The sequence below is a fragment of the Bifidobacterium sp. ESL0827 genome, assembly GCF_052606685.1.
Map to the genome: position 1 here is coordinate 425,963 of NZ_CP199597.1, position 24,163 is coordinate 450,125.

At 60.7% G+C, this 24,163-nt stretch carries 18 protein-coding genes; 11 read left to right on the plus strand and 7 right to left on the minus strand.

From position 1 onward, the window contains the following. Positions 1-65 precede the first annotated feature (65 nt). Positions 66-710 carry a sugar O-acetyltransferase gene (locus ACUIAI_RS01545; RefSeq protein ID WP_445342413.1) on the plus strand — a complete coding sequence of 215 codons (645 nt, stop codon included), beginning with the start codon at positions 66-68 and terminating at the stop codon, positions 708-710. Positions 711-770: 60 nt separating this feature from the next. Here ACUIAI_RS01545 and ACUIAI_RS01550 read toward each other — a convergent pair whose 3' ends face one another. Next, entirely contained in the window at positions 771-1,388 is a 618-nt protein-coding gene (locus tag ACUIAI_RS01550) for a TetR/AcrR family transcriptional regulator (RefSeq protein ID WP_445342786.1), read from the minus strand. A gap of 299 nt (positions 1,389-1,687) precedes the next feature. Here ACUIAI_RS01550 and ACUIAI_RS01555 point away from each other — a divergent pair, with 299 nt between their 5' ends. From ACUIAI_RS01555 to ileS, 6 genes are all read left to right on the plus strand, one after another. Then, positions 1,688-3,022, plus strand: a complete 1,335-nt coding sequence (locus tag ACUIAI_RS01555) for an MFS transporter (protein WP_445342414.1) — start codon at positions 1,688-1,690, stop codon at positions 3,020-3,022. 51 nt (positions 3,023-3,073) lie between these two features. Beyond that, positions 3,074-4,429, plus strand: a complete 1,356-nt coding sequence (locus ACUIAI_RS01560) for a glycoside hydrolase family 30 protein (protein ID WP_445342415.1) — start codon at positions 3,074-3,076, stop codon at positions 4,427-4,429. Between the two features lie 33 nt (positions 4,430-4,462). Beyond that, positions 4,463-6,577, plus strand: a complete 2,115-nt coding sequence (locus tag ACUIAI_RS01565) for a beta-galactosidase (RefSeq protein ID WP_445342416.1) — start codon at positions 4,463-4,465, stop codon at positions 6,575-6,577. Between the two features lie 86 nt (positions 6,578-6,663). Continuing rightward, entirely contained in the window at positions 6,664-8,964 is a 2,301-nt protein-coding gene (locus ACUIAI_RS01570) for a glycoside hydrolase family 3 N-terminal domain-containing protein (protein WP_445342417.1), read from the plus strand. Between the two features lie 70 nt (positions 8,965-9,034). Beyond that, complete coding sequence (locus ACUIAI_RS01575) at positions 9,035-10,309, plus strand: glutamate-cysteine ligase family protein (RefSeq protein ID WP_254476945.1); 1,275 nt, start codon at positions 9,035-9,037, stop codon at positions 10,307-10,309. A gap of 275 nt (positions 10,310-10,584) precedes the next feature. Then, complete coding sequence (ileS, locus tag ACUIAI_RS01580) at positions 10,585-13,929, plus strand: mupirocin-resistant isoleucine--tRNA ligase (protein WP_445342418.1); 3,345 nt, start codon at positions 10,585-10,587, stop codon at positions 13,927-13,929. A gap of 122 nt (positions 13,930-14,051) precedes the next feature. Here ileS and ACUIAI_RS01585 read toward each other — a convergent pair whose 3' ends face one another. Next, positions 14,052-14,999: an aldo/keto reductase gene (locus ACUIAI_RS01585; RefSeq protein WP_445342419.1), complete on the minus strand. Its 948-nt coding sequence runs from the start codon at positions 14,997-14,999 to the stop codon at positions 14,052-14,054. A gap of 167 nt (positions 15,000-15,166) precedes the next feature. Between ACUIAI_RS01585 and ACUIAI_RS01590 the strand changes: the two genes are divergently transcribed. Continuing rightward, entirely contained in the window at positions 15,167-16,135 is a 969-nt protein-coding gene (locus ACUIAI_RS01590; RefSeq protein ID WP_046322627.1) for an SPFH domain-containing protein, read from the plus strand. Positions 16,136-16,204: 69 nt separating this feature from the next. Here the strand turns inward: ACUIAI_RS01590 and ACUIAI_RS01595 are convergent, their stop codons facing one another. Both ACUIAI_RS01595 and murI read right to left on the minus strand, forming a co-directional pair. After that, a complete protein-coding gene (locus ACUIAI_RS01595; protein ID WP_445342420.1) occupies positions 16,205-17,056 on the minus strand; it encodes a patatin-like phospholipase family protein in 852 nt (283 codons plus the stop codon). A gap of 68 nt (positions 17,057-17,124) precedes the next feature. Then, the gene (murI, locus tag ACUIAI_RS01600; protein WP_445342421.1) at positions 17,125-17,910 is read right to left on the minus strand and encodes a glutamate racemase; all 786 of its coding nucleotides are present in this window, start codon (positions 17,908-17,910) and stop codon (positions 17,125-17,127) included. A gap of 67 nt (positions 17,911-17,977) precedes the next feature. On the opposite strand from murI, the gene dapF reads away from it, so the two are divergent. Next, positions 17,978-18,943, plus strand: coding sequence for a diaminopimelate epimerase (dapF, locus tag ACUIAI_RS01605; RefSeq protein ID WP_445342422.1), 966 nt, complete (start codon positions 17,978-17,980; stop codon positions 18,941-18,943). On the opposite strand, the gene ACUIAI_RS01610 is transcribed toward dapF, so the two are convergent. Continuing rightward, positions 18,944-19,576, minus strand: coding sequence for a vitamin K epoxide reductase family protein (locus tag ACUIAI_RS01610; RefSeq protein ID WP_445342787.1), 633 nt, complete (start codon positions 19,574-19,576; stop codon positions 18,944-18,946). 71 nt (positions 19,577-19,647) lie between these two features. On the opposite strand from ACUIAI_RS01610, the gene ACUIAI_RS01615 reads away from it, so the two are divergent. Beyond that, positions 19,648-20,535 carry a PHP domain-containing protein gene (locus ACUIAI_RS01615; protein ID WP_445342423.1) on the plus strand — a complete coding sequence of 296 codons (888 nt, stop codon included), beginning with the start codon at positions 19,648-19,650 and terminating at the stop codon, positions 20,533-20,535. Positions 20,536-20,599: 64 nt separating this feature from the next. Here ACUIAI_RS01615 and ACUIAI_RS01620 read toward each other — a convergent pair whose 3' ends face one another. Both ACUIAI_RS01620 and ACUIAI_RS01625 read right to left on the minus strand, forming a co-directional pair. Continuing rightward, the gene (locus tag ACUIAI_RS01620) at positions 20,600-20,839 is read right to left on the minus strand and encodes a DUF3107 domain-containing protein (protein WP_046322632.1); all 240 of its coding nucleotides are present in this window, start codon (positions 20,837-20,839) and stop codon (positions 20,600-20,602) included. An 88-nt stretch (positions 20,840-20,927) separates the two neighbouring features. Beyond that, complete coding sequence (locus ACUIAI_RS01625) at positions 20,928-22,556, minus strand: phosphotransferase (protein ID WP_445342424.1); 1,629 nt, start codon at positions 22,554-22,556, stop codon at positions 20,928-20,930. 103 nt (positions 22,557-22,659) lie between these two features. On the opposite strand from ACUIAI_RS01625, the gene ACUIAI_RS01630 reads away from it, so the two are divergent. Beyond that, entirely contained in the window at positions 22,660-24,150 is a 1,491-nt protein-coding gene (locus ACUIAI_RS01630) for an ATP-dependent helicase (RefSeq protein WP_445342425.1), read from the plus strand. The last annotated feature ends 13 nt before the right edge of the window (positions 24,151-24,163 follow it).

Here is a 24,163-nt window from a genome sequence, read left to right on the forward strand (position 1 = left end):
TTCGAAGCTAATGCGGCGGCCTCGGAATTGATGAACCACGAGGATCAAGGAAAGAGGGGGTCACCATGACCAGCCGCGAGGAGATCAAGGCTCTGCTGGACACCGACCAGATCTACATTGCCGATACACCCGAAATGAAGCAGGTCCAGGACGCCCAGCAGGATCTGGTCTTCGACTTCAACGCCTGCCGTCCCAGCCAGGTGGAGAAGAAGCAGGACCTCTGCAAGAAGATGTTCGGCTCATTCGGCCAAGGCAGCTGGATTGAGGGGCCGATACGGGCCAACTGGGCCTGCAACACCTACTGGGGGAGCAAATGCTACGCCAACTTCAACCTGGTTCTGGTCGACGACGGCCGCATTGACATAGGCGACCACACCATGTTCGGGCCCAACGTCACCATTGTGACCACCGGGCACACCATTCGCCCCGATATACGAGCCTATGGAACGCCTCAGTTCACGGTTCCGGTCAGCATCGGCAGGAATGTGTGGATCGGAGCAGGTGCCATCGTCATGCCGGGAGTGACCATCGGCGACAACACAGTCGTCGGGGCAGGGTCCCTGGTCACCAAGGACATTCCCTCCGACGTGGTCGCCTACGGCCACCCCTGCAAGGTCATCCGTCCGATCAATGACCACGATTATGAATACTTCTGGAGGGATCGGCGGTATCAGGCGCCTTATGATGCCAGGCCTTTCAGGATGGATTAGTCGGGCCGGTTGGTGCCCGGCATCACTTTGTCGGCTTGACTCCTGCGGGCGTGGTTTTGATCAGCAATATCCATCCCAGAGCGGGGAGGGGAAGATCAGCGCCTTGAACCGGCTCCATTCCCGGACGTAGTCGATTTTCGGCTCACGCAGCAGTCGTATCTGTATGCCGTCCATCACTTCCAGGCTCATCCTCACCTTGCTTGGCATCTCTGTCGCCCATCCTATGCCATCAGGAAGCAGCCAGGGGAATTTGGAATAGTGCTCCCAGACCTCTGTCGGCCTGCGGATAAAGTAATCATGCAAGGGATGGTTGGTGGAGATGGCCTCGGTTTCCAGGACCGTATATAGCTGGGTGAGTTCGGGCCGCCCCGCGTTGTGGGCGACCAGATAGTCAAAATAGGCCGGAAGATGGGGATGATCGGGGTCGGACCCGGGCAGTCCTGTCTGTACGAATTCCTCCGGGGTGCCATTGACGTCATAAATGTCCGTGACCAGGAGGGAGAGCAGGCCTTCCTTGCTGCCCACATAATGGAGGACGCCCGGCTGTGACATCCCCACCATGTCAGCGACATCTTTGAGCGATATGCCGTTGTATCCATGTTGGCTGATGAGATGGGCGGCGGCATGTGTGATTTCCGCCCGTCTCACCTCGGGTGACTTTCTGGTTCGGCTCGCCATTGTCTGGTCTTGCGGCTCCTTTTCGCTGTCCTTGAAGGCCTGGGTGCTGCCGGTCGTTTGATACTCATGGTACATGGTGGCCGGATTCATAACAGTGACGCCCGTAGGCTCGACAGGGTCTCGACTCGGTAGGGTATTGGACAAGTAAGTCCTTGTCGTTCGCGAATCCGCGCTGGGTCATTGATTTGACAAATATATCGAATGCCTGTTAGATATATATTTATCTAATGGGTGGTAGATATGGTTGTCCGCCACACATTGGACGTGTCAGAGAAGACTAGTTGAAAGAGGTCGACACCATGAGCGACTCAACAACCCCTGCATCGGACGATTCTGAACTTCTGCAGGCGCATAAGGCTGCCCTTGCTGCAGCACAGAGTGATCCACTATTATCGCCTGAGACTGGTAGACCGGTTCCTAAGAAGACCCTGTTTCGTTTTGGTGCGAGCTTCCTGGCCTTCGGCATTCTGTGGATGTCGGGCTTGGGAATCGTCAGCATCGTGTTGCTTCCCGAACATCTCAAGCTGGTCCCCGGCATCGCTCCCGAGGCGTTGATGGGCATAGTCAATGCTTGCACGGCCGTGGCTTCACTGGTCTCCAATCTGCTCTTCGGCAACTTCTCAGATCGCAGCCGCTCCCGGTACGGGCGTCGAACTCCATGGATTCTAGGTGGTGCAGTCCTTGGTGGTGTAACCCTGTTCCTGACGGGCATGACCACTAACCCCGTTCTGCTGACTATTGTGTATTGCCTCTGCATGTTCGGACTGAACTGCATGATCGCCCCTATGGTGGCCATTCTGTCCGATCGTGTGCCATCCGGTGTGCGCGGGACCCTGTCCGCCTTCTATGGAGCAGGCTCTACTATCGGTTCGCCCATCGGCTCTTTGATCGGCGCGGCCCTGGTGACCCATATGTTCACTGGCTTCGTTCTAGCCGGCGTACTCATGTTCCTGGGTGGTGTCGTAGCCATTCTTATCATGCCTAGGGAAGGTTCGGCTGCATACCTGCCCAAGGATGAGGGCACCCTTATGGATGTGCTCAAGTCTTTCCAGCCTCCGCGCTTCCATGGGGCACACGACTTCTATAAGGCTTTCGCCGGAAGGCTCTGCATGCTGTTGAGCTATCAGATGATCTCCGCATATCAGCTCTACATCATCGAAAAGTATGTGGGCCAAACCGTAACCCAAGCAGCCGCAACCATTTCGGTCATGTCAGTCATCACCATGGTGGTTTCCCTGCTGGGTTCGCTGGTCTCCGGACCTGTCTCCGACCTGATCGGGCGGCGTAAGGTGCCAGTGGTCGTCGCCTCAGTTATGTTTGCCATCGGCATCGCCATGCCCTGGATCAGCCCCACGGTCATGGGCATGTATCTGTACGCCGGCATCGCCGGGTTCGGTTACGGGGTCTATTCGTCCGTCGACCAGGCGCTCAACGTCGATGTCCTGCCCAGCAAGGAGGAGGCCGGCAAGGATCTTGGCATCCTGAACCTGGCCACCACACTGGGGCAAATGGCCGGTCCTCTGGTCATGTCTTTCATCACTCTGAACTGGGGTTATGCGGCGGCTTTCCCCACGGCCATCGTTTTTGCCCTGTTGGGATGCGTCTTTATCCTGATGATCAGAAACGTCAAGTGATCCTGGCCTCTACGGTCATACAGGGAAAATATGCAAAGGAGCAGAAGATCCATGAATAGGAATGCAGAACCGATTTGGGTTACAACCACTCGGCAGCAGGCCATGCAGGAGCAGCACTTGGCTGTCTCCGCTCTGGAGTCATCGCCTGATCTGGAATACACCGGCGGTAAGTTGCAGGCTCTGCGAGGGTTTGGCGGCTGCTTCAATGAGCTGGGGTGGCTGCCCTTGCAGGAGTTGGGGGAGGAGAAACGTGAGGGGGTCATCCGTGAGCTCTTCAGCCCTGATGAGCTGAATCTGACCTTCAACAGGACCCCGGTCGGTGCCAACGACTTCGCCGCGAGCTGGTACAGCTACGACGAGACCGACGGCGACTACGACCTGGAGCATTTCAGCGTCGACCACGACGAGCAGACCCTGATTCCATACATCCGACAGGCCCAGAAGTATCAGCCGGACATGGGACTGTTCGCCAGCCCCTGGAGTCCGCCCACCTGGATGAAACGACCCAAGGTCTACAATTTCGGGCGAATCGACATGAGTGAGCGCAATCTCACTGCATATGCCCGCTACCTTCTGCGGTATGTGCGCGAGTATGACCGCCGCGGCATCCACATCGACCAGCTGCATGTGCAGAACGAGGTCTTTGCGGACCAGAAGTTCCCCTCCTGCCTCTGGTCCAGCGAGGACATGCGCATCTTCATCCGGGACTATCTGGGTCCCCTCTTCGCCAAGGAGGCACCGGACACGGCCATCTTCCTGGGGACGCTCAATGGTCCCGAAGATATGAAATTCGGTCCCGAAGGCATGATCCTCGAGAACTATAACCGGTACGTGGACAACATCCTCTTTGACGAGGACTGCCGCAGGTACATCGCCGGCATCGGCTACCAGTGGGCCGGCCAGCATGACATTGAGCGCACCCACCAGTCCTGGCCTGAGATTGAGCTGGAGCAGACCGAGTCCGAATGCGGCATGGGCGGCAACAGCTGGGAGTACGCCGAATACGTCTTCTCGCTGGTCAACAGGTATCTCCGGGCCGGAGCCACCTGCTATACCTACTGGAACATGGTCCTGGGCCAGGGCATATCCACCTGGGGATGGCGGCAGAACTCCCTCTTCTCCATAGACACCAGCACCGGCCAGGTCAGGCGGAACCCCGAGTACTACGTCATGCGCCACTACTCGCACTATGTGCGCCCGGGCGCTCGCCTGCTGGATACTCGTGGCCATTTCAGCTCCATGGCCACAGCCTTCGAAAACCCGGATGGGTCGATCGTCGTCGTTGCCCAGAACGCCCTGGACCGCGCCATGCCCTTCTCCTTCTGCGGGCCGGGAGGGGACGACGAGGGGAGCCAAGGTTTCCAAGTGACCCTGGAGCCAAGATCCTTCAACACCTTCGTCCTATGAATTGAGTCCCGTAGATTAAGATTGGAGTTCATCATGTCAGACAAGGCAGTCCGAACCAAGGACCACTCAGCTTCGTCAGGCGGCACGCGTCTGCCGGACAGGCTCATCTTCGGGTGCGCCTACTACGACGAATACATGCCCTATGAGCGGGTGGACAAGGATATGTCCATGATGAAGTCCGCTGGCATTACCACCATCCGTATCGCCGAATCCACCTGGAGCACCCTGGAGCCTCAACCCGGCGTATTCGACTTCAGCCATGTGGACCGGGTGCTGGAAGCGGCTGGCCGCTTCGGCATACAGGTCATCGTGGGCACGCCCACCTATGCCGTCCCCGCCTGGCTGGTCGCCATGCATCCGGATGTTTTGGCGGACACACCCAAGGGCCACAACCGGTATGGCGCTCGCCAGATCATGGACATTGTCAACCCCTCCTACCGATACTATGGCGAGCGCGTCATCCGCAAGCTAATAAGCCATGTGGCCGATAACTCTCAGGTGATCGGCTATCAGGTCGACAACGAGACCAAATACTACGACTGCGTATCGGCCGACATGCAGCGGCTCTTCGTCAAGGATCTACGACGGCGCTTTGACGATGATCTGGATCGTCTCAATGCTGCCTTCGGCTTGGACTACTGGTCCAACAGAATTGACTCCTGGGAGGACTTTCCCGATCTGACCGGGACCATCAATGCATCCCTGGGTTCGGCCTTTGACCGCTTCCGCCGAAGCCAGGTCAGCCACTACCTGGCCTGGCAAGCTGGCATCGTGCGCGAATATGCTCGCGAGGACCAGTTCGTCACCCACAACTTCGATTTCGACTGGGGTCCAGGCTGGTCATATGGCCTTCAGCCAGCTGTCGATCATTTCGAAGCGGCCGAATGCCTGGATGTGGCCGGTGTGGACATCTACCATCCTACTGAGGATGACCTGACCGGCAAGGAGATCGCCTTCGGCGGGGACATGACCCGCAGCCTGAAGGGTGGTGCCAACTATCTGGTTCTGGAAACCGATGCCCAGGGGCAGAACGGCTGGCTTCCCTATCCGGGCCAGCTGCGGCTTCAGGCGTACAGCCATCTGGCCTCGGGGGCTGACGGAGTCATGTACTGGCACTGGCATTCCATCCACAATTCCTTTGAGACCTACTGGAAGGGTCTGCTTTCGCAGGATATGGAACCCAACCCAACCTATGAGGAGGCCGGCCAGTTCGGCAGGCAGATAGCGCAGAAGGGTGTGGGGGAGCACCTGATCAACCTTCAAAAGCGCAACAAGGTCGCCATCATGGTGGACAACGACTCCCTGACCGCCCTGGACTGGTTCTCCCTGGAGACCGGCTTCCCCCGTCAGCAGGGGCAGATCTCGTACAACGATGTGGTCAGACGGGTCTACGATGCCCTCTTCGAGCTCAACATCGAGTGTGATTTCATCAGCGACAAGGCTGACCAGTCCCAACTGGACTCTTACGCAATGGTCGTGATTCCAGCCTTGTACAGCACCAATGAAGATACGCTGAAGGCCTTGGCTGATTACGTTCATCAGGGAGGTCACTTGGTGGCCACGCTGCGCTCCTTTGTGGCGGACGAGAATCTCAAGGTCTGGCACGACAAGGCGCCGCATCTGCTGACCGACGTGTTCGGCATCGATTACAACCAGTTCACCCGTCCCGGCAATAATCTGAGCTTGGATTTGCATGAGGCCGACCAGGCCGGACCGGCCTGCCAGGGGCTGATTGAGCTGCTGAATGCGCGCCCCGGCACTCAGGTCCTGGCCTCCTATGACCATCCAGTCTGGGGGCGGTATGCGGCTGTGACCCGTCATGATTACGGCAACGGCATTGCTGAGTGGATCGGCACTCTACCCTCGGCTGAGGGCATGCGGATGCTGCTTTCGGATGCGGCGGATGCGGCTGGCTTGAGCGGTCCTGCCCGAGACCTGGCTGGCTTGGTCACCGTGCGGGAGGGCATCAACGCCCTGGGAGAGCAGGTCGCCTATCTGCTCAATTATTCATCCAAGAAGGTCGAGCTGGACGCGCCCTACGGGGGGCATCTGCTGGTAGCTGACGGGCAGGCTGATCCTCAGGCGCATGTGGACCAGGGCCAGCCGATGATCATTGGACCCTGGGACCTGGCAATTATCGTTCGATAGACCGGCTTTAGTCTGATCTGCTTCAGGCTGACCGGACGCAAATATATGAGTGGATTTAGTGCTTAGCAAGAAAGGAAGGTGCCCAGATGGCATCAAGGAAGTTGACGGAGGACCTGCCCTACCGCAATCCCGACCTGAGCGTGGATGAGCGGGTGGCCGACCTGGTGGGCCGGATGACCCGTGAGGAGAAGGTGGGCCAGATGATGCAGCTTGATGCCCGCTCGGGAGTGGACAAGGAGGTGGTGGATCAGCACGCCGGGTCCCTGCTGCATGTCTCTCCGCAGAACATGATCAAGGCTGACAAGGCCGTTCATCGCACCCGTCTGGGCATTCCTCTGCTGATCGGCGATGACTGCATCCACGGCCATTCCTTCTTCCGCGGGGCCACCATTTTTCCCGAGCAACTGGGTATGGCGGCCTCCTTCGACCCTGAACTGGTTCAGCGGATGGGGCGGGCCACAGCCCAGGAGGTCGCCACAACAGGCGTCCACTGGACCTTCTCCCCGGTGCTTTGCATCGCCAGGGACACCCGCTGGGGCCGGGTGGATGAGACCTTCGGCGAGGACCCCTTCCTGATCGGCGAGATGGCCTCGGCCATGGTGCGCGGCTATCAGGGCGGATCAGCCATGACCGGAACCCTGCCCAAGGACGCTGTGCTGGCCACGGCCAAGCACTTCGCCGGCTACTCCGAGACCCAGGGCGGGCGCGACGCCTCCGAGGCAGACCTTTCGCACCGCAAGCTGCTCTCCTGGTTCCTGCCGCCTTTCGAGCGGCTGGCCAAGGAGGGTGTGGCCACCTTCATGCTGGGATACGAATCCATCGACGGGGTACCGGTTACAATCAACAACTGGCTGCTCAACGACGTGCTTCGCGGACAGTGGGGCTACCAGGGCACCCTGATCACCGACTGGGACAACGTGGGCCGGATGGTCTGGGAGCAGAAGGTGCAGCCCGACTACACCAGGGCCGCCGCAGCCGCCGTCAAGGCTGGCAACGACCTGATCATGACAACGCCCGGTTTCTACCAGGGAGCCTTGGATGCACTGGATGCCGGGCTTCTGCACGAGGAGGACCTTGACCGGGCGGTCAAGCACATCCTGGCCCTGAAATTCCGCATGGGGCTCTTCGAGGATCCGCGTCTGCCCGATCCTGAAGCCCAGAAGGTGGTCATCAACTCACCGGAGCACCAGGAGCTCAATCTTCAGGTGGCCCAGGAGTCGGCGGTTCTTTTGAAGAACGACGGCATTCTGCCCTTGTTCGGTGGGATGGGTGTTGATGGCCGTTCTAGTGATGATTCAGTGCATAGCATCGCCTTAGTGGGTCCGTTGATCGACGATGCCCAGAACCAGCTCGGGGACTGGGCCGGCGGATCCGGTCAGTGCGATTGGATCAAGGACCAGCCGCGGGAGATGATCTCGACCGTGGCCGACGGCCTGCGTCAGGAGCTGCCTGAAAATTGGCAGCTTAGCTGCGAGCAGGGCGTGGACGTGGTTCGTCTGGTTGACGACCCAGCGGGTCCACTCTTCCCCGACGGTCAGCCCAGGCCCAAGGTGGCGGCCCCGGCTAGGATCGATCAGAGCCGCTTCGACAGGGCCGTAGACCTGGCCGAGCAAAGCGATCTGGTGGTGGCCGTAGTCGGCGACGTGATTCAACTGGTGGGCGAGGGCCGTTCGACCGCCACACTGGAGCTCTACGGTCCTCAGCGCGATCTGCTGGATGCCCTGGCACAGACGGGCAAGCCCATGGTCATCGTGCTCATGTCCTCCAAGCCGCTGATCCTGCCGCCGTCCACACAGTCGGCCAAGGCTCTGATCTGGCAGCCCGATCCGGGCATGCAGGGCGGTCGTGCCCTGGCCAGGATTCTCACCGGCAAGGTTGAGCCCACAGGCAGACTGCCCATCACCTTCCCCAGGCATGCCGGGCAGCTGCCGGTCTACTACAACCAGATCCGGGGCCAGCATGGATACCGCTATGCCGATCTGACCCAGGATCCGGCCTTCGCCTTCGGTCAGGGCAAGGGCTACACCACCTTTGCATACGGAAAGCCACAGGTCGATGGGCCGGATACCGTTGGACCCGAGGATACGGTTAGGGTGACTGTGGACCTGACCAACACCGGCCAGCGGCCAGGCACAGAGGTGGTCCAGGCCTATATCAGCGACCTGGTGACCTCAGTCAGCTGGGCTGACCGCGAGCTCAAGGCCTTCCAAAGGATTCAGCTGGATCCAGGGCAGACCCGGAAGGTGGTTTTCGATCTGCCGGTGTCCGAGTGGACCCTGGTCGATGCCGACTGCAACCGCAGGGTCGAGCCCGGTCAGTTCCAGGTGCTGGTGGGATCCTCCTCACGCAGGGAAGACTTGCAGGCTGTGACGGTGACCGTGGGTTGACCGCCATCCGGTAGCGGAACTCCTCGCGTGTTGGTTGCCCAGAGGCCTCGCCCGCTCCTACCATGACAGCATGAGGAAAAGCGTAGGCGCTGGGTATGCGCACCTGTTGACGGTCCCCAATCCGCGGCATGTGACCAGCCTGGTCGACTACTTCACACGTGGATCCAAGCCGCGGTCCCAGTGGCGTTTCGGCATTGAGATCGAGCATCTGCCGGTCCGTAACGACGGGTCCGATGCCCCGGTTCCCTATGAGGGGGAGCGGGGCATCGAGGCCTTGCTGTTGGCCTTGGAGCCCTGCTATGACGGTGATAAGGAATACCGGGAGGACGGTCACCTGGTAGGACTGAGCAGGCCGGGCTGCGCGGTCTCCCTGGAGCCCGGGAGCCAGGTGGAGTGCTCCCTGGGCGTGGTGCGGAACAGTCGTGAATTCGAAGACCTCTACCGTCGCTTCCGTGCCGAGGTCGACCCCATTGCCGAGCGGTTGGGGTTCCGCCTGGTCGAATACGGGTACCGTCCAGCTGGGTCCTACGCAGATGTGGGCGTCAATCCCAAGGAACGCTACGCGGTCATGAACACCTACCTGGGTCGCATAGGCCAGTGCGGACCCATGATGATGCGCAGCACTGCCTCTACCCAGATCAGCATCGACTATCAGGACGAGGACGATGCCATCGCCAAGATTCGTCTGGGCACGGCTATCGGGCCTATTTTGGCCTACCTCTTCCGCAACACTCCAATCTTTGAGGGGAAGCTCAACCATATGCCCCTGAGGCGTCAGCGGATCTGGGATTGGCTCGACACCCAGCGCACAGGACTGATTCCTGGGTTATTCGAGGATGGCTTTGGCTGGGAAGACTATGCCGTGGATATGCTCTCCACCCCGCTCATGGTGGCCGATGTCTCCCACACCCCGGAGGTGGAAGGGCCGCAGGGGCAGCAGGTCTTCATAGCCTGGCATGAAAACGCCGGGGAGATTTATCCGGATCGGCGGCTCAATGATGCCGAGATAGCGCACATCCTGACCACGCACTTCAATGACGTCCGTCTGAAGAACTACATCGAGCTCAGACACTGGGATTCCTTGCCCATGAAACGTGCCAGCCGACTTCTTGATGTCGTCGGCGGTATCTTCTACGACTCGGATCGATTTGCCAGCCTTCTCAGGCTCTTGGACGGGGTGAGCGAGGAGGATGTGCTTGCAGTCAAGGCCGACCTGCAGGTCCGTGGCGGCCAGGCCAGCCCCTATGGCCGTTCCCTGGACTTCTGGCGGCAGGCCCTAGGTGCCGATGACACTCTGGAGAACTTGCCGGGCGATCCACGCCATCCCGATCTCTTGCAGTCCTGACGACTGTTTCGTTATGCGAACGGGCGAGACCAGTTTCCTGAGGATGGTATAATCTGTTCACCAATGGGCATTGATCCGTCATCAGCGGGGAGCCCTCGGAAGAACAGGATCGCATGCGGCGGTCTTCAGTAGAACCGACGGGTGGGCCCGCATAGCCCAGTTCAAGCGGTCCGGCGCGGGTCATTGGCCGGGCAAGCGAGGTGGTACCGCGGTGGACCCCATAGGTCCCTCGTCCTCGACATGGCGACATGAACGACCAGCGAGGAGCGTGAACGGTGAATCAGACCACTGATACCTCAGTTGTGACAAGTCGGGACGGTGAAGTCTATCCCAAGGCGGTGGTGGACCCGGCTCTGGCCAAGGTGACGCCCAATCCCTCCTTCCCCCACATGGAAGAGTCCGTCCTGGACTACTGGGATCACGACGACACCTTCAACAAGTCGGTGGATCGTCGTCCGTCCGGCGACCATGCCGACAACGAGTTCGTCTTCTTTGACGGCCCGCCCTTCGCCAACGGCCTGCCCCACTACGGGCACCTGCTGACCGGCTACGTCAAGGATGTCATTCCCCGCTACCAGACCATGAAGGGCCACAAGGTCAACCGGGTCTTCGGCTGGGACACCCACGGTCTGCCCGCCGAGCTGGAGGCTCAGCGCGAGCTCGGCATCGACAGCGTGGATCAGATCGAGCAGATGGGCATCGAGAAGTTCAATGACGCCTGCCGTGCCTCGGTACTCAAGTACACCAGCGAGTGGAAGGACTATGTTCACCGTCAGGCTCGCTGGGTGGACTTCGACCACGGCTACAAGACCCTGAATGTCTCTTATATGGAGTCGGTCATGTGGGCCTTCAAGACTCTCTACGAAAAGGGTCTGGCCTACGAGGGCTACCGGGTGCTGCCCTACTGTTGGAAGGATCAGACGCCCCTGTCCAACCACGAGCTTCGCATGGATGCCGATGTCTACCAGGACCGGCAGGACACCACCGTCTCCGTGGCCGTCAAGCTCAGGGACGAGGATGCCTATGCGGTCTTCTGGACCACCACCCCCTGGACCGTCCCCACCAACCTGGCCATCGTGGTCGGCGCTGACATCGAGTATTCGGAGGTCAGCCCGGTGTCCGGGCCCTTCGCTGGCAAGCGCTTCTACATCGCCACGGCTCGCCTGGGCGACTACGCCAAGCAGCTGGGGGAGGGCTACCAGGTGGTCCGCACCCTCAAGGGGTCCCAGATGGAGGGCTGGCGGTACTGGCCGGTTTTCCCCTACTTCGCCGGCGAGCAGGCCGAATCCGAGGGCGGCACCCCAGGCCCCAACGCCTATACCATCTACACGGCCGACTACGTCGACACCGTGGAGGGCACCGGCCTGGTCCACCAGGCTCCCTATGGCGAGGACGATATGAATACCCTGAACGCTAAGGGTATTCGTAGCGTGGACGTCCTCGATGCAGGCGCGGTCTTCACCGCGCAGTGCCCTGACTATCAGGGCATGCAGGCCTTCGAGGCCAACATGCCTATCGTGCGCAACCTGCGCGCAGGCGACGGCCCCCTGGCACAGATCCCTGCCGAGCACCGGGCTCTACTCTTCCAGGAGAAGAGCTACGTCCACTCCTATCCCCACTGCTGGCGTTGCGGCACCCCGCTGATCTACAAGCCGGTCTCCAGCTGGTTCGTCTCCGTGACCAAGATCAAGGACCGCCTGCTGGAACTCAACCAGCAGATCAACTGGATCCCTGAGAACGTCAAGGACGGCCAGTTCGGCAAGTGGCTGGCCAATGCCCGTGACTGGTCCATCTCCCGCAACAGGTTCTGGGGCTCGCCCATTCCGGTCTGGGTCTCGGACGATCCCAAGTACCCTCGGGTGGATGTCTATGGGTCCCTGGATGAGCTCAAGCAGGACTTTGGCCGTTACCCGACCGATGACAAGGGGCAGATCAACATGCATCGGCCTTGGATCGATCAGCTGACCAGGCCCAACCCCGACGATCCGACCGGCAAGTCCACCATGCACAGGATCACCGATGTGCTGGACTGCTGGTTCGAGTCGGGCTCCATGCCCTTCGCGCAGTTCCATTACCCCTTCGAAAACAAGCAGTACTTCGAAGACAGGGATCCCTGCGATTTTGTGGTGGAGTACATCGGTCAGACCCGTGGCTGGTTCTACACCATGCACATCATGTCCACGGCCCTCTTCGACCGGCCGGCCTTCAAAAACGTGATTTGCCATGGCATCGTCCTGGGCTCCGACGGACAGAAGATGAGCAAGCACCTGCGCAACTATCCGGATGTGAATGAGGTCTTCGACAAGTACGGATCCGATGCCATGCGCTGGTTCTTGATGAGCTCCTCCATCCTGCGCGGCGGCAACCTGGTCGTCACCGCCGATGGCATCCGCGACACGGTCCGTCAGGTCATGCTGCCGGTCTGGAGCTCTTACTACTTCTACACGCTCTACGCCAATGCGGCCAACAAGGGCGCCGGCTACCAGGCCCAGGCGCTGACACCGGACCGTGTGGTCGACCTGCCGGAGATGGACCGTTTCCTGCTTGCACGGACCCGTCGACTGATCCAGTCGGTGCAGAAGGCCCTGGACGATTTTGCCATTTCGGAAGCCTGCGATGCGGTGACCGACTTCATCGATGTGCTGACCAACTGGTACATCCGCAACAACCGCGACCGCTTCTGGAGCGAGGATCACCAGGCTTTCGACACCCTCTACACAGTCCTGGAGGCTTTCTCCCGTGTTCTGGCCCCGCTGGCGCCCATGGAAGCCGAGCAGATCTGGCGAGGGCTGACCGGCGGTGAGTCGGTACATCTGGCCGACTGGCCCTTCCTGGCCGACGAGGCAACAGGGCAGGAGACCCAGCTGGGACAGGTCCTGTGCGACGATCCTGCGTTGGTAGCTGCCATGGAGAAGGTCCGCGAGGTGGTTTCGGCCACCCTGGCCCTGCGCAAGGCCGAACAGATCCGCGTCCGCCAGCCTCTGTCCCGGTTGACCGTAGTGGTTCGTGACCCTGATGCGGCCCGCTCCTATGTGGACGTGCTCAAGTCCGAGCTCAACATTAAGGATGTAGAGTTCTGCACCCTGGACCAGGCCGGCCAGCATGGTCTGCGAATCATCCACGATCTCAAGGTCAATGCGCGCGTGGCCGGACCCCGACTGGGCAAGCAGGTCCAGTTCGTCATCCGTGCCTCCAAGCAGGGCGACTGGTCAGAGCAGGACGGCCATGTGGTCGTCACTACCCCCGATGGACCGGTGGTCCTGGAGCCAGGCGAATACGAGCTGGACAATCGGATCGAGCAGGAGGACGGCTCCCAGGCCGACCGTTCGGCCTCTGCAGCCCTGCCCACTGGCGGCTTCGTCATCCTCGACACCCAGCTGGATGATAACCTCTTGGCTGAGGGCTACGCCAGGGATCTGATACGCCAGGTTCAGGATGCCCGGAAGACCGCAGATCTGGACATCGCTGACCGGATTCATCTGACCCTGACCCTGCCCGGAGAGGATGCCCCCAAGGCCCAGCAGTTCAGCGACCTGATCGCCCGAGAGACCCTGGCCACCAGCCTGACCGTCAACGCCGGCGATCTGGATCAGCCGCAGGTCAATTTGGTCAAGGCCTGATCGTAGCTGTACAAAAGGGCTTCCATCCTGTATTGGATGGAAGCCCTTTTCCATTCGAACTGCCTGGTTGGGTGTCCGCTTGTGTCACACTTGGCCGTGCAGCGGGCAGCGAAGTTTGCAGATCAGCCCTTGACCTTGTCGCTGACCTGGTCCAGGGTCTGCATATCCTCGTCGCTCAGTTCCAGATGGGCAGCGGCCAGGAGGGCCGGCAGCTGCTCAGGGGTGCGCGCAGAGGCGATAGGGGCCGCAATCCCAGGCCTGTGGTTGAGCCAGGCCAGGGCTACTGTGGCCAGCTCGACCCCGTGGGTCTTGGCGATGCCGTCCATGGCGGCGACCACATCCAGCCCCTCCTGGGTGAAGAAGTCCTTGACCATGCCCTCACGCTGCTTGCCCTTGAGGTCGTCCATAGTCCGGTACTTGCCCGTCAGGAAGCCCGAGGCCAGTGAGAAGTAAGGGAAGACCGCCAGATTCTCGTCCTTGGCAACTGGCATAAGGCCATTCTCATAGTCCTTGCGGTAGACCAGATTGTATTGCGGCTCCAGGGCCACCGGCAGGGTCAAGCCTTCCTTGCGAGCAATGCTGAACCACTCGCGGATCCGGTCTGGCGTGTAGTTGGACAGGCCGATGGCCCGGACCTTGCCCTCCTTGACCAGCTTGTCGAAGGCTGCTGCGGTCTCCTCCAAGGGGGTGGAGCTGTCGTCGAAGTGGGCGTAGTAGAGATCGATTACATCCAGGCCCAGCCTGAGCAGGGATGCATCGGCAGCGGCCTCGATATTCTTGGCCGAAAGACCGGAGTACTGGGGGTGCTGGCTGACCTTGGTGGCCACCAGAACCTTGTTGCGGTTGCCGTTCTTGGCCAACCAGCGGCCCAGGACGATCTCGGATTCGCCGCCAGAGTGGCCGGGAGCCCAGGCTGAGTAGACGTCAGCTGTATCGATCAGGTTGCCTCCGGCTTCCGTGTAGGCGTCCAAGACCTGGTCAGACACAGATTCGTCGCTGGTCCATCCGAAGGTGTTGCCGCCCAGGACCAGGGGGAAGATTTCGGCGTTGATGCCGCGTAGTTTTGCCATGTTCGTCCTTTCGGGTTGAAGTCTTGTTAAGCCGAGTCTATTACGGCTTCAGTGCCCGAGCCGATTATTCAGACGAGTCCATCATGTATGGTGATGAGAGGAAAGGCTGGAATGGTGCGGTTTTCAGGTCCGGTATCCAAGGGTTTTAAGCTCGAAGGAGAACACTCATGCATCTAGGCATCGCCATTGTGATCGCCGTGCTGGTTCTGGCGCTGATCATCTTCCTCCTAGGGATTTTCGTGGTTCCCCAGCAGCAGGCAGATGTCATTGAGCGCTTCGGCAAGTACCACCGTGTGGTGCTGGCGGGCATCCATGCCAAGATCCCCTTGGTGGACCGGATAGCCGCCAAGACCAACCTGCGGGTCAACCAGCTGAACGTCAAGCTGGAGACCAAGACCAAAGACAATGTCTTCGTCACCGTGGAGGTTTCCGCACAGTTCCGTGTGGAGGCGGCCAACGTGGCTACGGCATACTATGAGCTGGTCGATCCGGCGGGCCAGCTGCGCTCCTATATGGAGGACGCCCTCAGGTCGGCCATTCCCGCCCTGAGCCTGGATGACGCCTTCGCCCGCAAGGACGACATCGCCTCCGACGTGCAACAGACCGTGGGCCAGGAGATGCAGCGTTTCGGATTTTCGGTCATCAAGACCTTGGTCACCGCCATCGATCCTTCCACCCAGGTCAAGCAGGCCATGGACTCCATCAATGCGGCCCAGCGTGAGAAGGAGGCCACCAGGGAGCGTGCCGAGGCCCGTCGGATCGAGATTGAGACCCAGGCCAGGGCAGATGCCGAAAAGACCAGGATGCAGGGCGAGGGCCAGGCCAACTACCGGCGGGAGATCGCCAACGGCATTGTGGATCAGATCAACAGTCTTCGGGCCGTAGGTATGGATATCGATGCCGTCAACAACGTGGTGCTCTTCAACCAATATCTGGATGTGATGCGTTCGCTGGCCGAATCCGACAATGCCAAGACTCTGGTTCTGCCTGCGGCGACCCCCGGCGGCTACAACGAGCTCTTCAACCAGATGACCGCAGCGCTGATGACTGCCCAGAGCAGCCAGGGGAGTGCGGATCCCCGCCACGGTCGCAGGAGCGCAGGCACAGAGAGCGAGACCGGGGCGCCGATACTGTAAGGTTTGTAAAAGAGTTCGACCAAAACGGGAAAAGGAAACCCCGCATGGAGAGTCGTGCGGGGACGGGGTTCAGCTTTCCAGGAAGTCGACTATGGCCTCGGCGGCCCGATAGCCCTTGTCGTACATGGCGTTGAGTCCCTTGAGCGACTTGCTCAGCGTGGTCAGCCCGCACAGGCTGTCCGGGGCTAGGATGAGCACCTGGCCTTCCTTTTCGGCCTGCTTGGCCAGAGCAACCTCGTCGTTGTAGGTGCGGTAGCGCTCCATCAGGCGCTCGCCGGCCGCTGGATAAGATTTGGCCAGGATCCGTGCCGGCAGGACATCCTTCTTCTGCTCGCGCAGAATATCCCTCTGGCGGGTCAGAACCAGGACGATGCGTTCATAGCCCTCGTCCATGGCCTTGCGGACCGGGACTGGGTCGGCGATGCCGCCGTCCAGATAGGGCACTCCATCGATGATGTAGGGCTCGTTGGCCACCGGCACAGTGGACGAGGCCTTGAGGATGTCATAGTTGTCTTGTGCCAGGTCGGACTTGTCAAAGTAGACGGTGGATCCGTCAGTGGCCCTGCAGGCCACTACGGTGAACAGGGCCGGGTTGGCCTTCAGAGCCTGGTAATCCAGCGGGCATTCCCCATCGTGCGCCGAAAGTTTGCCGTAGACGTAGTCCAGGTCGACGAAGGTGTGCTTGGTCAGGAAGTTGCTTACGCCCGCATACTCCTTGCGGGAGGAGTAGACGGTGTAGAAGCGGTAGCAGCGTCTGAGCTGGCCCGACAGGAATGAGGCCAGATTGGCGCTGCCGGCCGAGACCCCATAGCAGTGATCGAAGGTGATGCCTTGCTCCATGCAGCGGTCGAAGACGCCGGCGCCGAAGATGGACCGGTAGCCGCCGCCTACGTCAATGACGGCTGTTCTTTTGCGTGCCATGGGCACCTCGATTCCTGACAGATATCCAAGCTTGATGACAGCTTATGCGTGAACGTTGGACAAGCCGTTCAGGGGTGGCAGGAGGCCAGCAACCGCTTGGACAGATCCAGCATGTCCGGTGAGGAATCAGAGTTGGCGATCTGTACTCTGCCGGGGCCAGGGCCCAGGTTAAGGGCATCGGCTTGGGCCAGCAGATCCTTGAGGTGGCGGGCCGTTCCAGGGTTGCCGTCGATCAGTGCCAGGTCCGGTGGGCAGATGCGTGCGATGGACTGGCGGAAGAAGACGAAGTGGGTACAGCCCAGAACCAGGGCATCCAAAGTCTGCAGATCATAGGGATCCAAGTAACGGTGCAAGGTGGCATCGACCAGGGCCTGGTCATTCAGCCTGTCAGACTCCACAATGGTTACCAGGTCTGGGCAGGGCTGGGTGAGGATGGTGTGCCTGCCAGAAAACCGTGCCATCAGGCGTGAGAACTTGGCCTCCTTCAATGTCAGCGGGGTGGCCGTGACCAGAACCCGTTGGGGTCGGCCTCCGCCTCGCGTGCATGCCAGCTTCAGAGCTGGCTCCATGCCGATGACAGGGACCGGGTAGCGTTGGCGCATCTCATCCACACAGACGCTGGTAGCAGTGTTGCAGGCGATGACCATGGCCTTGACGCCCAGGTCCATGAACCGGTCGCCGATGACATGGCAGCGCTGGGCGATCTGGACCGGCTCCTTGGTGCCGTAGGGGGCGTAGGCGGAATCGCCGAAATAGAGCAGATTCTCTTGGGGCAGAAGCTTCTGGATGGCTGCGGTGACGCTCAGACCGCCGAGTCCGGAGTCGAAGATCCCGATCGGTGCATCTGATGCCATGTGATCCGCTCCTTTCGCAGCCGAAGAACCAGCCTAGCCTGTCGCCGAAGGGCCGTACGCTACAAGCATGAGTATTCCCCGGACTGTTTACAAAATGCAAGCCACCGGCAACGATTTCGTGGTCTACGCCGATCCCCGGGGGAATCTGGAACCTACGGCCGACCAAGTGCGATGGCTGTGCGACCGACATTTCGGGGTCGGCGCCGACGGGGTGATCCGGCTGACCCATCCAGCCGATGTCAGTGACCTGAGCCAGGAGCAGGTGGATGCCTGCGACCGTTTCGGCTGTCAGTGGTTCATGGACTACCGCAATGCGGACGGATCATTGGCGCAGATGTGTGGCAACGGGACGCGGGCCGTCACCCTCTTCGCCCAGAAGCAGGGGCTGACGCCGACTATGGAGGGATCCTCCTTTCTGCTGGGGACCCGGGCCGGGGTCAAGCGGATTGTCTCGCGCAGTCCGATGAAGTGCGATGGCGAGCATGTCTTCAAGGTCAAGGTCGGGGCCTGGCGGATGGGCCCGGTGGGGCAACAGCTGGTCGACGGCGAGGTTCTAAGAGGCTCGGCTCCTGGCACCTTGGTGGATATGGGCAATCCCCATGCAGTCGTTTTGGCTTCAGCCGCTGCCGAATTGGAGACCGGGGGACTGCCTGGGACCGTGACCGACCTGCTGGCCAGAGCTGATCTGCCTGACCTGGGCGATCTGGACCTGTCAGCTCCGCCGCAGGTCAGGCCCGGGCTGGCTGAGGGGCAGAATGTGGAATTTCTGCGTCTGGATGCCCTGGATGCGGACAATGGCAGCGGTCGGGCCAGCATGAGGGTCTATGAGCGTGGTGTCGGTGAGACTTTATCCTGCGGGACCGGTTTATGCGCCAGTGGCGTGCTGCTTCGAGCTTTGACCGGGGCCGATCACTGGACCATTCAGGTGGGTGGAGGCCGTCTGAAGGTGGACGTGGATCCGCAGGATGTGTGGCTTACGGGACCGGCCAGAATGGTGGCCCGTCTGACCCTGGAAAATATTCCTGGCTGCTGATCAGTTGAAAAGGGCGGATCCTTCTACTGCCAGGACGATGGTTGCCATGGCGACCAGCCAGATCAGGTCGACCATCAAATCGAAGTGCCTCTGATAGTAGGTCTGCAACCATCTTGGCCTCTTGCGCGGCAGACCCTGCTGGATGACCGTGGCGTGGCTGAAAGCCATGAACTGCAAGCTGGTGGCGAAAGTCATGACCAGGCACCAGGGGCAGAGGGCGTGGATGACGAAGAGCGACTGGGTGAACAGCCAGAGCGCATAGGCCAAGGCGGCAAGTGAGGCCAGCCAGGTTCCTGCCGCCAGCAGCGCCGGCATTTTGATCCGGCAGAGGCCTACTACGGCCAGCGTCAGGAAGACAGATTCGGCCATCAATCCTAGAAAGGCATTGGGGACCGGCAGGGTGCCCAGGCGAATCAGTTCGGCCTGGGGGGACTGGGCCACGGCAGAGCAGGAGACCACAGAGTTGATGTCACAGCTGAGCTGGCCCTGGGGGTGCCGTGCCAATTGCAGGGTTTCCGCTGACAGGACCAGGCTGGCGTAGAGGGTTGCAAGTGAGGCCAGGGCGGCAATCAGATAGCTGAAGAAGGATCTGTCACCTTGTTGCAGTGATGTTGAAGAGGTCGGTTCGCTCATGGAGTCCATCACCTTAATGGTCGGGAAGGTTCTCTGGGACACTGAATCGTTCACGAGTTTAGGATGGAGGCATGACGCATGAGGATACTGCTAAGGCCTCCGGCTGGGATCTGCACTGCCACACCGTGTTCTCCGACGGCACCGTGACGCCCAGGGGGATGGTTGAGCAGGCGCAGCAGCTGGGTCTGGAAGGTCTGGCCATCACCGACCATGACACCAATGCGGGCTGGGATCAGGCTCGTAAGGCGGCCCAGGACTTGGGGATGCCCCTGCTGCCTGGCACCGAAATCACCGCGCAGGATGGCCGCGTATCGGTTCACATGCTGGCCTATCTTTACGATCCTGAGGATCCGGTCATAGCCGGGCTCTTCGCCAAGACCAGGGAAGCCAGGCTGACCAGAACCAGGACTATGGTCGAACGGATTTCACGGGATTATCCGATCACGTGGCAGGATGTGCTGGACCAGGTCAAGGAGGGATCAAAGACCACGGTGGGCCGTCCGCACATCGCCGATGCCCTGGTCAAAGCCGGTGTATATGCCGACCGGAGCCAGGCCTTCGCTGGGGTCTGCTCCTCCAGAAGCGCATACTATCTGCCTACGCCCTCGCCGACTACCCACCAGGTGCTGGCAGCAGTCAACCATGCAGGCGGCGTCCTGGTTATCGCCCATCCCGGTGCCATCAGCCGCAATCCCGTTCTGCTCTCCGACCAGCAAATCGCCGAGCTGGCCAGGGATGGGCTGGGCGGTCTGGAGGTTTGGCACCGGGATAATCCGCCCGAGCAGCGTCGACGACTGCTGGCCCTGGCCCAACGCTGGGGATTGCTGGTGACCGGAGGATCGGACTGGCACGGTCAAGGCAAGCCAAATCGCATGGGGGAGAACTGCACCAGTGACCAGGTGGTGGCCCAAATCGTGGACAGGGCCCGGGGAAGCTGTCCGGTGGCCTGGAAGGGTTAGTGGATACAGATCGGGGGCGGCCGGACCAGAAGGATTCTGCCGCCCCCGTCAGGCGATCACAGCCTCAGTCGGAGGAGCCTCCCAGGACGCCGAAGCCCACGGGGTGGGTCGTGTCGGAACCAACTACTGCATAGCCCAAGGATTCCTTGGGGACGATGATGTGCCGACCCTTGTCGTCCACAAGATCGATGGGTCCGCCCTCGTTCAGGGCCCGGGCGATGTGTGCAGCCACCTCATCCGCCTTGGCATTGGTACTGAAGTTGACCGTGCGGGCCACATTCTTGATGCCGAATTCGATATCCATTGCTACCTCCAAGGTTTTCTCCGTTGCCCAGACCTGCCGGTCCACGGATCTTCCGGTCTCATTATTCGCTGACCCGGGTGATTACGCTCTAAGCGTCCCCGTGATGCCCCTCCTGGGCAGAGCCGGTCTCCGGCGGCGATGTCGATGTCTGTCCCTCTGTAGTGAGCGTGGGAGTCTGTTCGGGTGTGGGCTTTCTGGGAAGGACGATGGTCTCTGCCTGATCGCTTGCAAGAGCCTGAGCTGACGAAGCATCATGCGGCTGGGAAGCGGCCTCTCCCGCCTTATCGGCGTTTGAGGGCTGGTCATCTCTGGATGGGTCGCTCATTGCAACCTTTGGATTCGCTTCGCCATTTGCATCCTCGTCGTCGGTGACTGGATTGCCGATGCCGCGGAAGTGATCGCTCAGGCCTGATTCCTCCTCCTGGGGGACGGAAGCAACAGCTGGTGGCTTGGATTGATCGTCGGAGCCAAGGTCTGTGCTCTGGTCCTGCCTGATGGGTTTATTCCTGGCATCGGAATGGTCCATAGTGGTCTGGGCTAAAGCCAGGTCCGCCATTTCCACCCTGCTGATGGCGATGGTGACAGAGCTTTCATCCGATGCATCTGCCGAGGCGGGGTCCGGCTCTGGCGCCGGATTCTGCTGTGCTTTGGTTGCAGAGGAGTCTTCAGCTTTATCATCACCCAGCAGAGTCCCCACAGTAATGGTGGAAGGTGCGTCTGCGGGTGACGGACTAGGCGTCTTCTGTTGCCGACGGGCGCGTTGATCCTGTTCGTGATCGCCCAGCTGCTGGGCCAGACGCTCAACCTGGGCCTTGAATTGGATGATCCGCTCATTGTCCGCATGATCCAGGGCGGTGATGAACTCGCCTACCTGCTCCATTTGTAGCCAAAGATTGGCTCGTAGCATGATCAGGTCATCCAGCCGGGCCCCCATCATCCTGCCGTAGGCTGCAATGACAGCGTTGCGGCGGGACCCGTCCAGCTTGGCGAAGATCCAGGCCAGATCACGAGCTGGATCGTTGACCTGCATGTTCTGCCAGCCGTAGACCCCGCTGAGTCCGGAGCCTGAATAGAGCAGATCGCCGTCGGAGAAGCCTCCGTGCACGGTGCAAGTTTCAAAGGACCAGAGTCCGTCGGTTGCCACAATGGAAGCCCAGGAATCAGTGATTTCCTTGGGCACGTGGCCGTCCATGCGCAGCCGTTTGATCCATCCGCGCAGTTGGGCTGCGATTTGGGCAGTGGAGAAGACCGGATAGCCGTGGGTTTTCAAAAAATCGGGGCGCACCCGATGGATAGCGCCGATGGCTGTGCCTGCGGCGGTGCATTCGTTCAGGGTCAGCAGGTGGAGGGGACGAATTCGGCCTGGGCAGTGAGTCATGACGGCAACAGCTGTGGTACCGGTCGGACTGTCGGCCTTCTCGCCGGGCTGGTAAGCCAGGATGCGCTCGACCCGGAAGCCCATGGCCGCCATCTCCTTGGCATCGGCCAGGGCCTGAGCCGCCTTAACCCGAGCGGCCAGTCGGCGTTTGCCGGCCTCCGAACTGGTGGCCCAGACGTCGTAGACGTTGCCGGTCGCGTCCTGGACCACGGCACAATCCACGCCCTGTGCACGGTCCAGGCTGCTGAGCTGGTCGCAGTCCCGCGCGCCGGTCATGGGCACCTCGGGCATGGCGGCCGACGCCAGTGCGGCCAGGGTCAGCTTCGTACGTTCACTCACATTCTCAAGGATAATACAAGGACTGTTGTGGATACGGTTGTCCACTTGACCACATGGGCACGCCGCCTCTGGTTCCGGTACCGGCCTTTGACACAATGGGGGTGTGCATGAGGATGAGGAACGATTGCTGGAGGGTCTGGATCCCGCCCAGCGGCAGGCGGCTACCGTGCTTGACGGACCTGTGCGGATCGTCGCAGGGGCCGGAGCTGGCAAGACCAGAACAATAACGCGGCGGATGGCCTATGCCTGCGCCAGCGGTAGCTGGGAGCCCTCCAGAACCTTGGCAGTGACTTTTTCGGTCCGTGCCGCGGCCGAGATGCGCGATCGACTGACCAAGCTTGGCGTGTCGTCCTCCGTGCAGGCGGCGACCTTTCACTCGGCGGCCCTGCACCAGCTCAGGCGGGTCTGGCCCCAGGTCAGTGAGACCTACCCTCCCGATCTGATTGAAGATGTGGGCCCCCTGGTGTCCTCCGCCTACCAACGGGTCTGCGGGCAGGAAGCCGACCCGGGCCAGGTCAGGGACCTGACTGCTGAGATCAACTGGGCCAAGGTGGGGCTGATCGCCCCCCAGGACTATGTTCGGGTCTGCTCGGCCAGTCACCGTCTGCCGCCGGCCGGTCTGGAGGCTGATCGGATGGCCGACTTGTACACGGTCTTCGAGAGCTCCAAGGCCGCCCACAACCAGATGGACTTCAACGATATTCTCCTGCTGGTGTGCCACATTTTGGAAGATGATGGCCAGGCTGCTGCAGATATTCGAAATCTAATCGGCTGGCTGACCGTGGACGAGTACCAGGATGTCTCGCCACTGCAGCACCGGCTGCTCAAACTCTGGCTCAACGGCAGGCAGAACCTGTGCGTGGTGGGGGACCCGGCCCAGACCATCTACTCATTCGCGGGGGCCACCTCCTATTACCTGCTGAACTTCCCCCAGGAATTCCCGGGCATTAGGGCTGACCTGGACTTGTCCACCGACTATCGGTCCACGGGAAGGGTGGTCCATTACGCCAACGGCATTCTGGCGCGCTCGCCGGTGCGTGACGATTATCTGAAGCTGACCTCAGCCCGTCAGGAGGGCAGTAGGGTCGCGATGACCCGTTATGAGAACGATGGTGATGAGGCTAGAGCAGTGGTTTCTCGTATATTCTCCATGATCCGGAAAGGGGCCCGGCCCGGCCAGTTTGCAATCCTGACGCGGATCAACGCCCAACAGACCCTGATCTGCCGCGCTCTGCACGAACGTGGAATCGGTTACCGGGTGCGCACGGAGTCAGGCTGGCAGAACCAGTCGGTCGATCTGAGCAAGCAGGAGGTGCTGGAGCAGCTGGAGGGCGGCATGGGCCAGGGGCGGGTCACGGTCTCCACCATTCACGCCGCCAAAGGGTTGGAGTTCGCCCATGTCTTTATCGTGGGCTGTGCTGAGGGGCTGATTCCCTTTGGCTCACCACCGGAAGGGGATGCCCTGGAGGAGGAGCGCCGTCTTATGTATGTAGGGGTGACCCGGGCCGAGGACACCCTCCACCTTTCCTATGCGGAGCACAAGGACGGCAGCGCCTTCGTCCGACGCGCCCCCAGCCGGTTCATTCACCGCTGAGCGCTATCGTCTT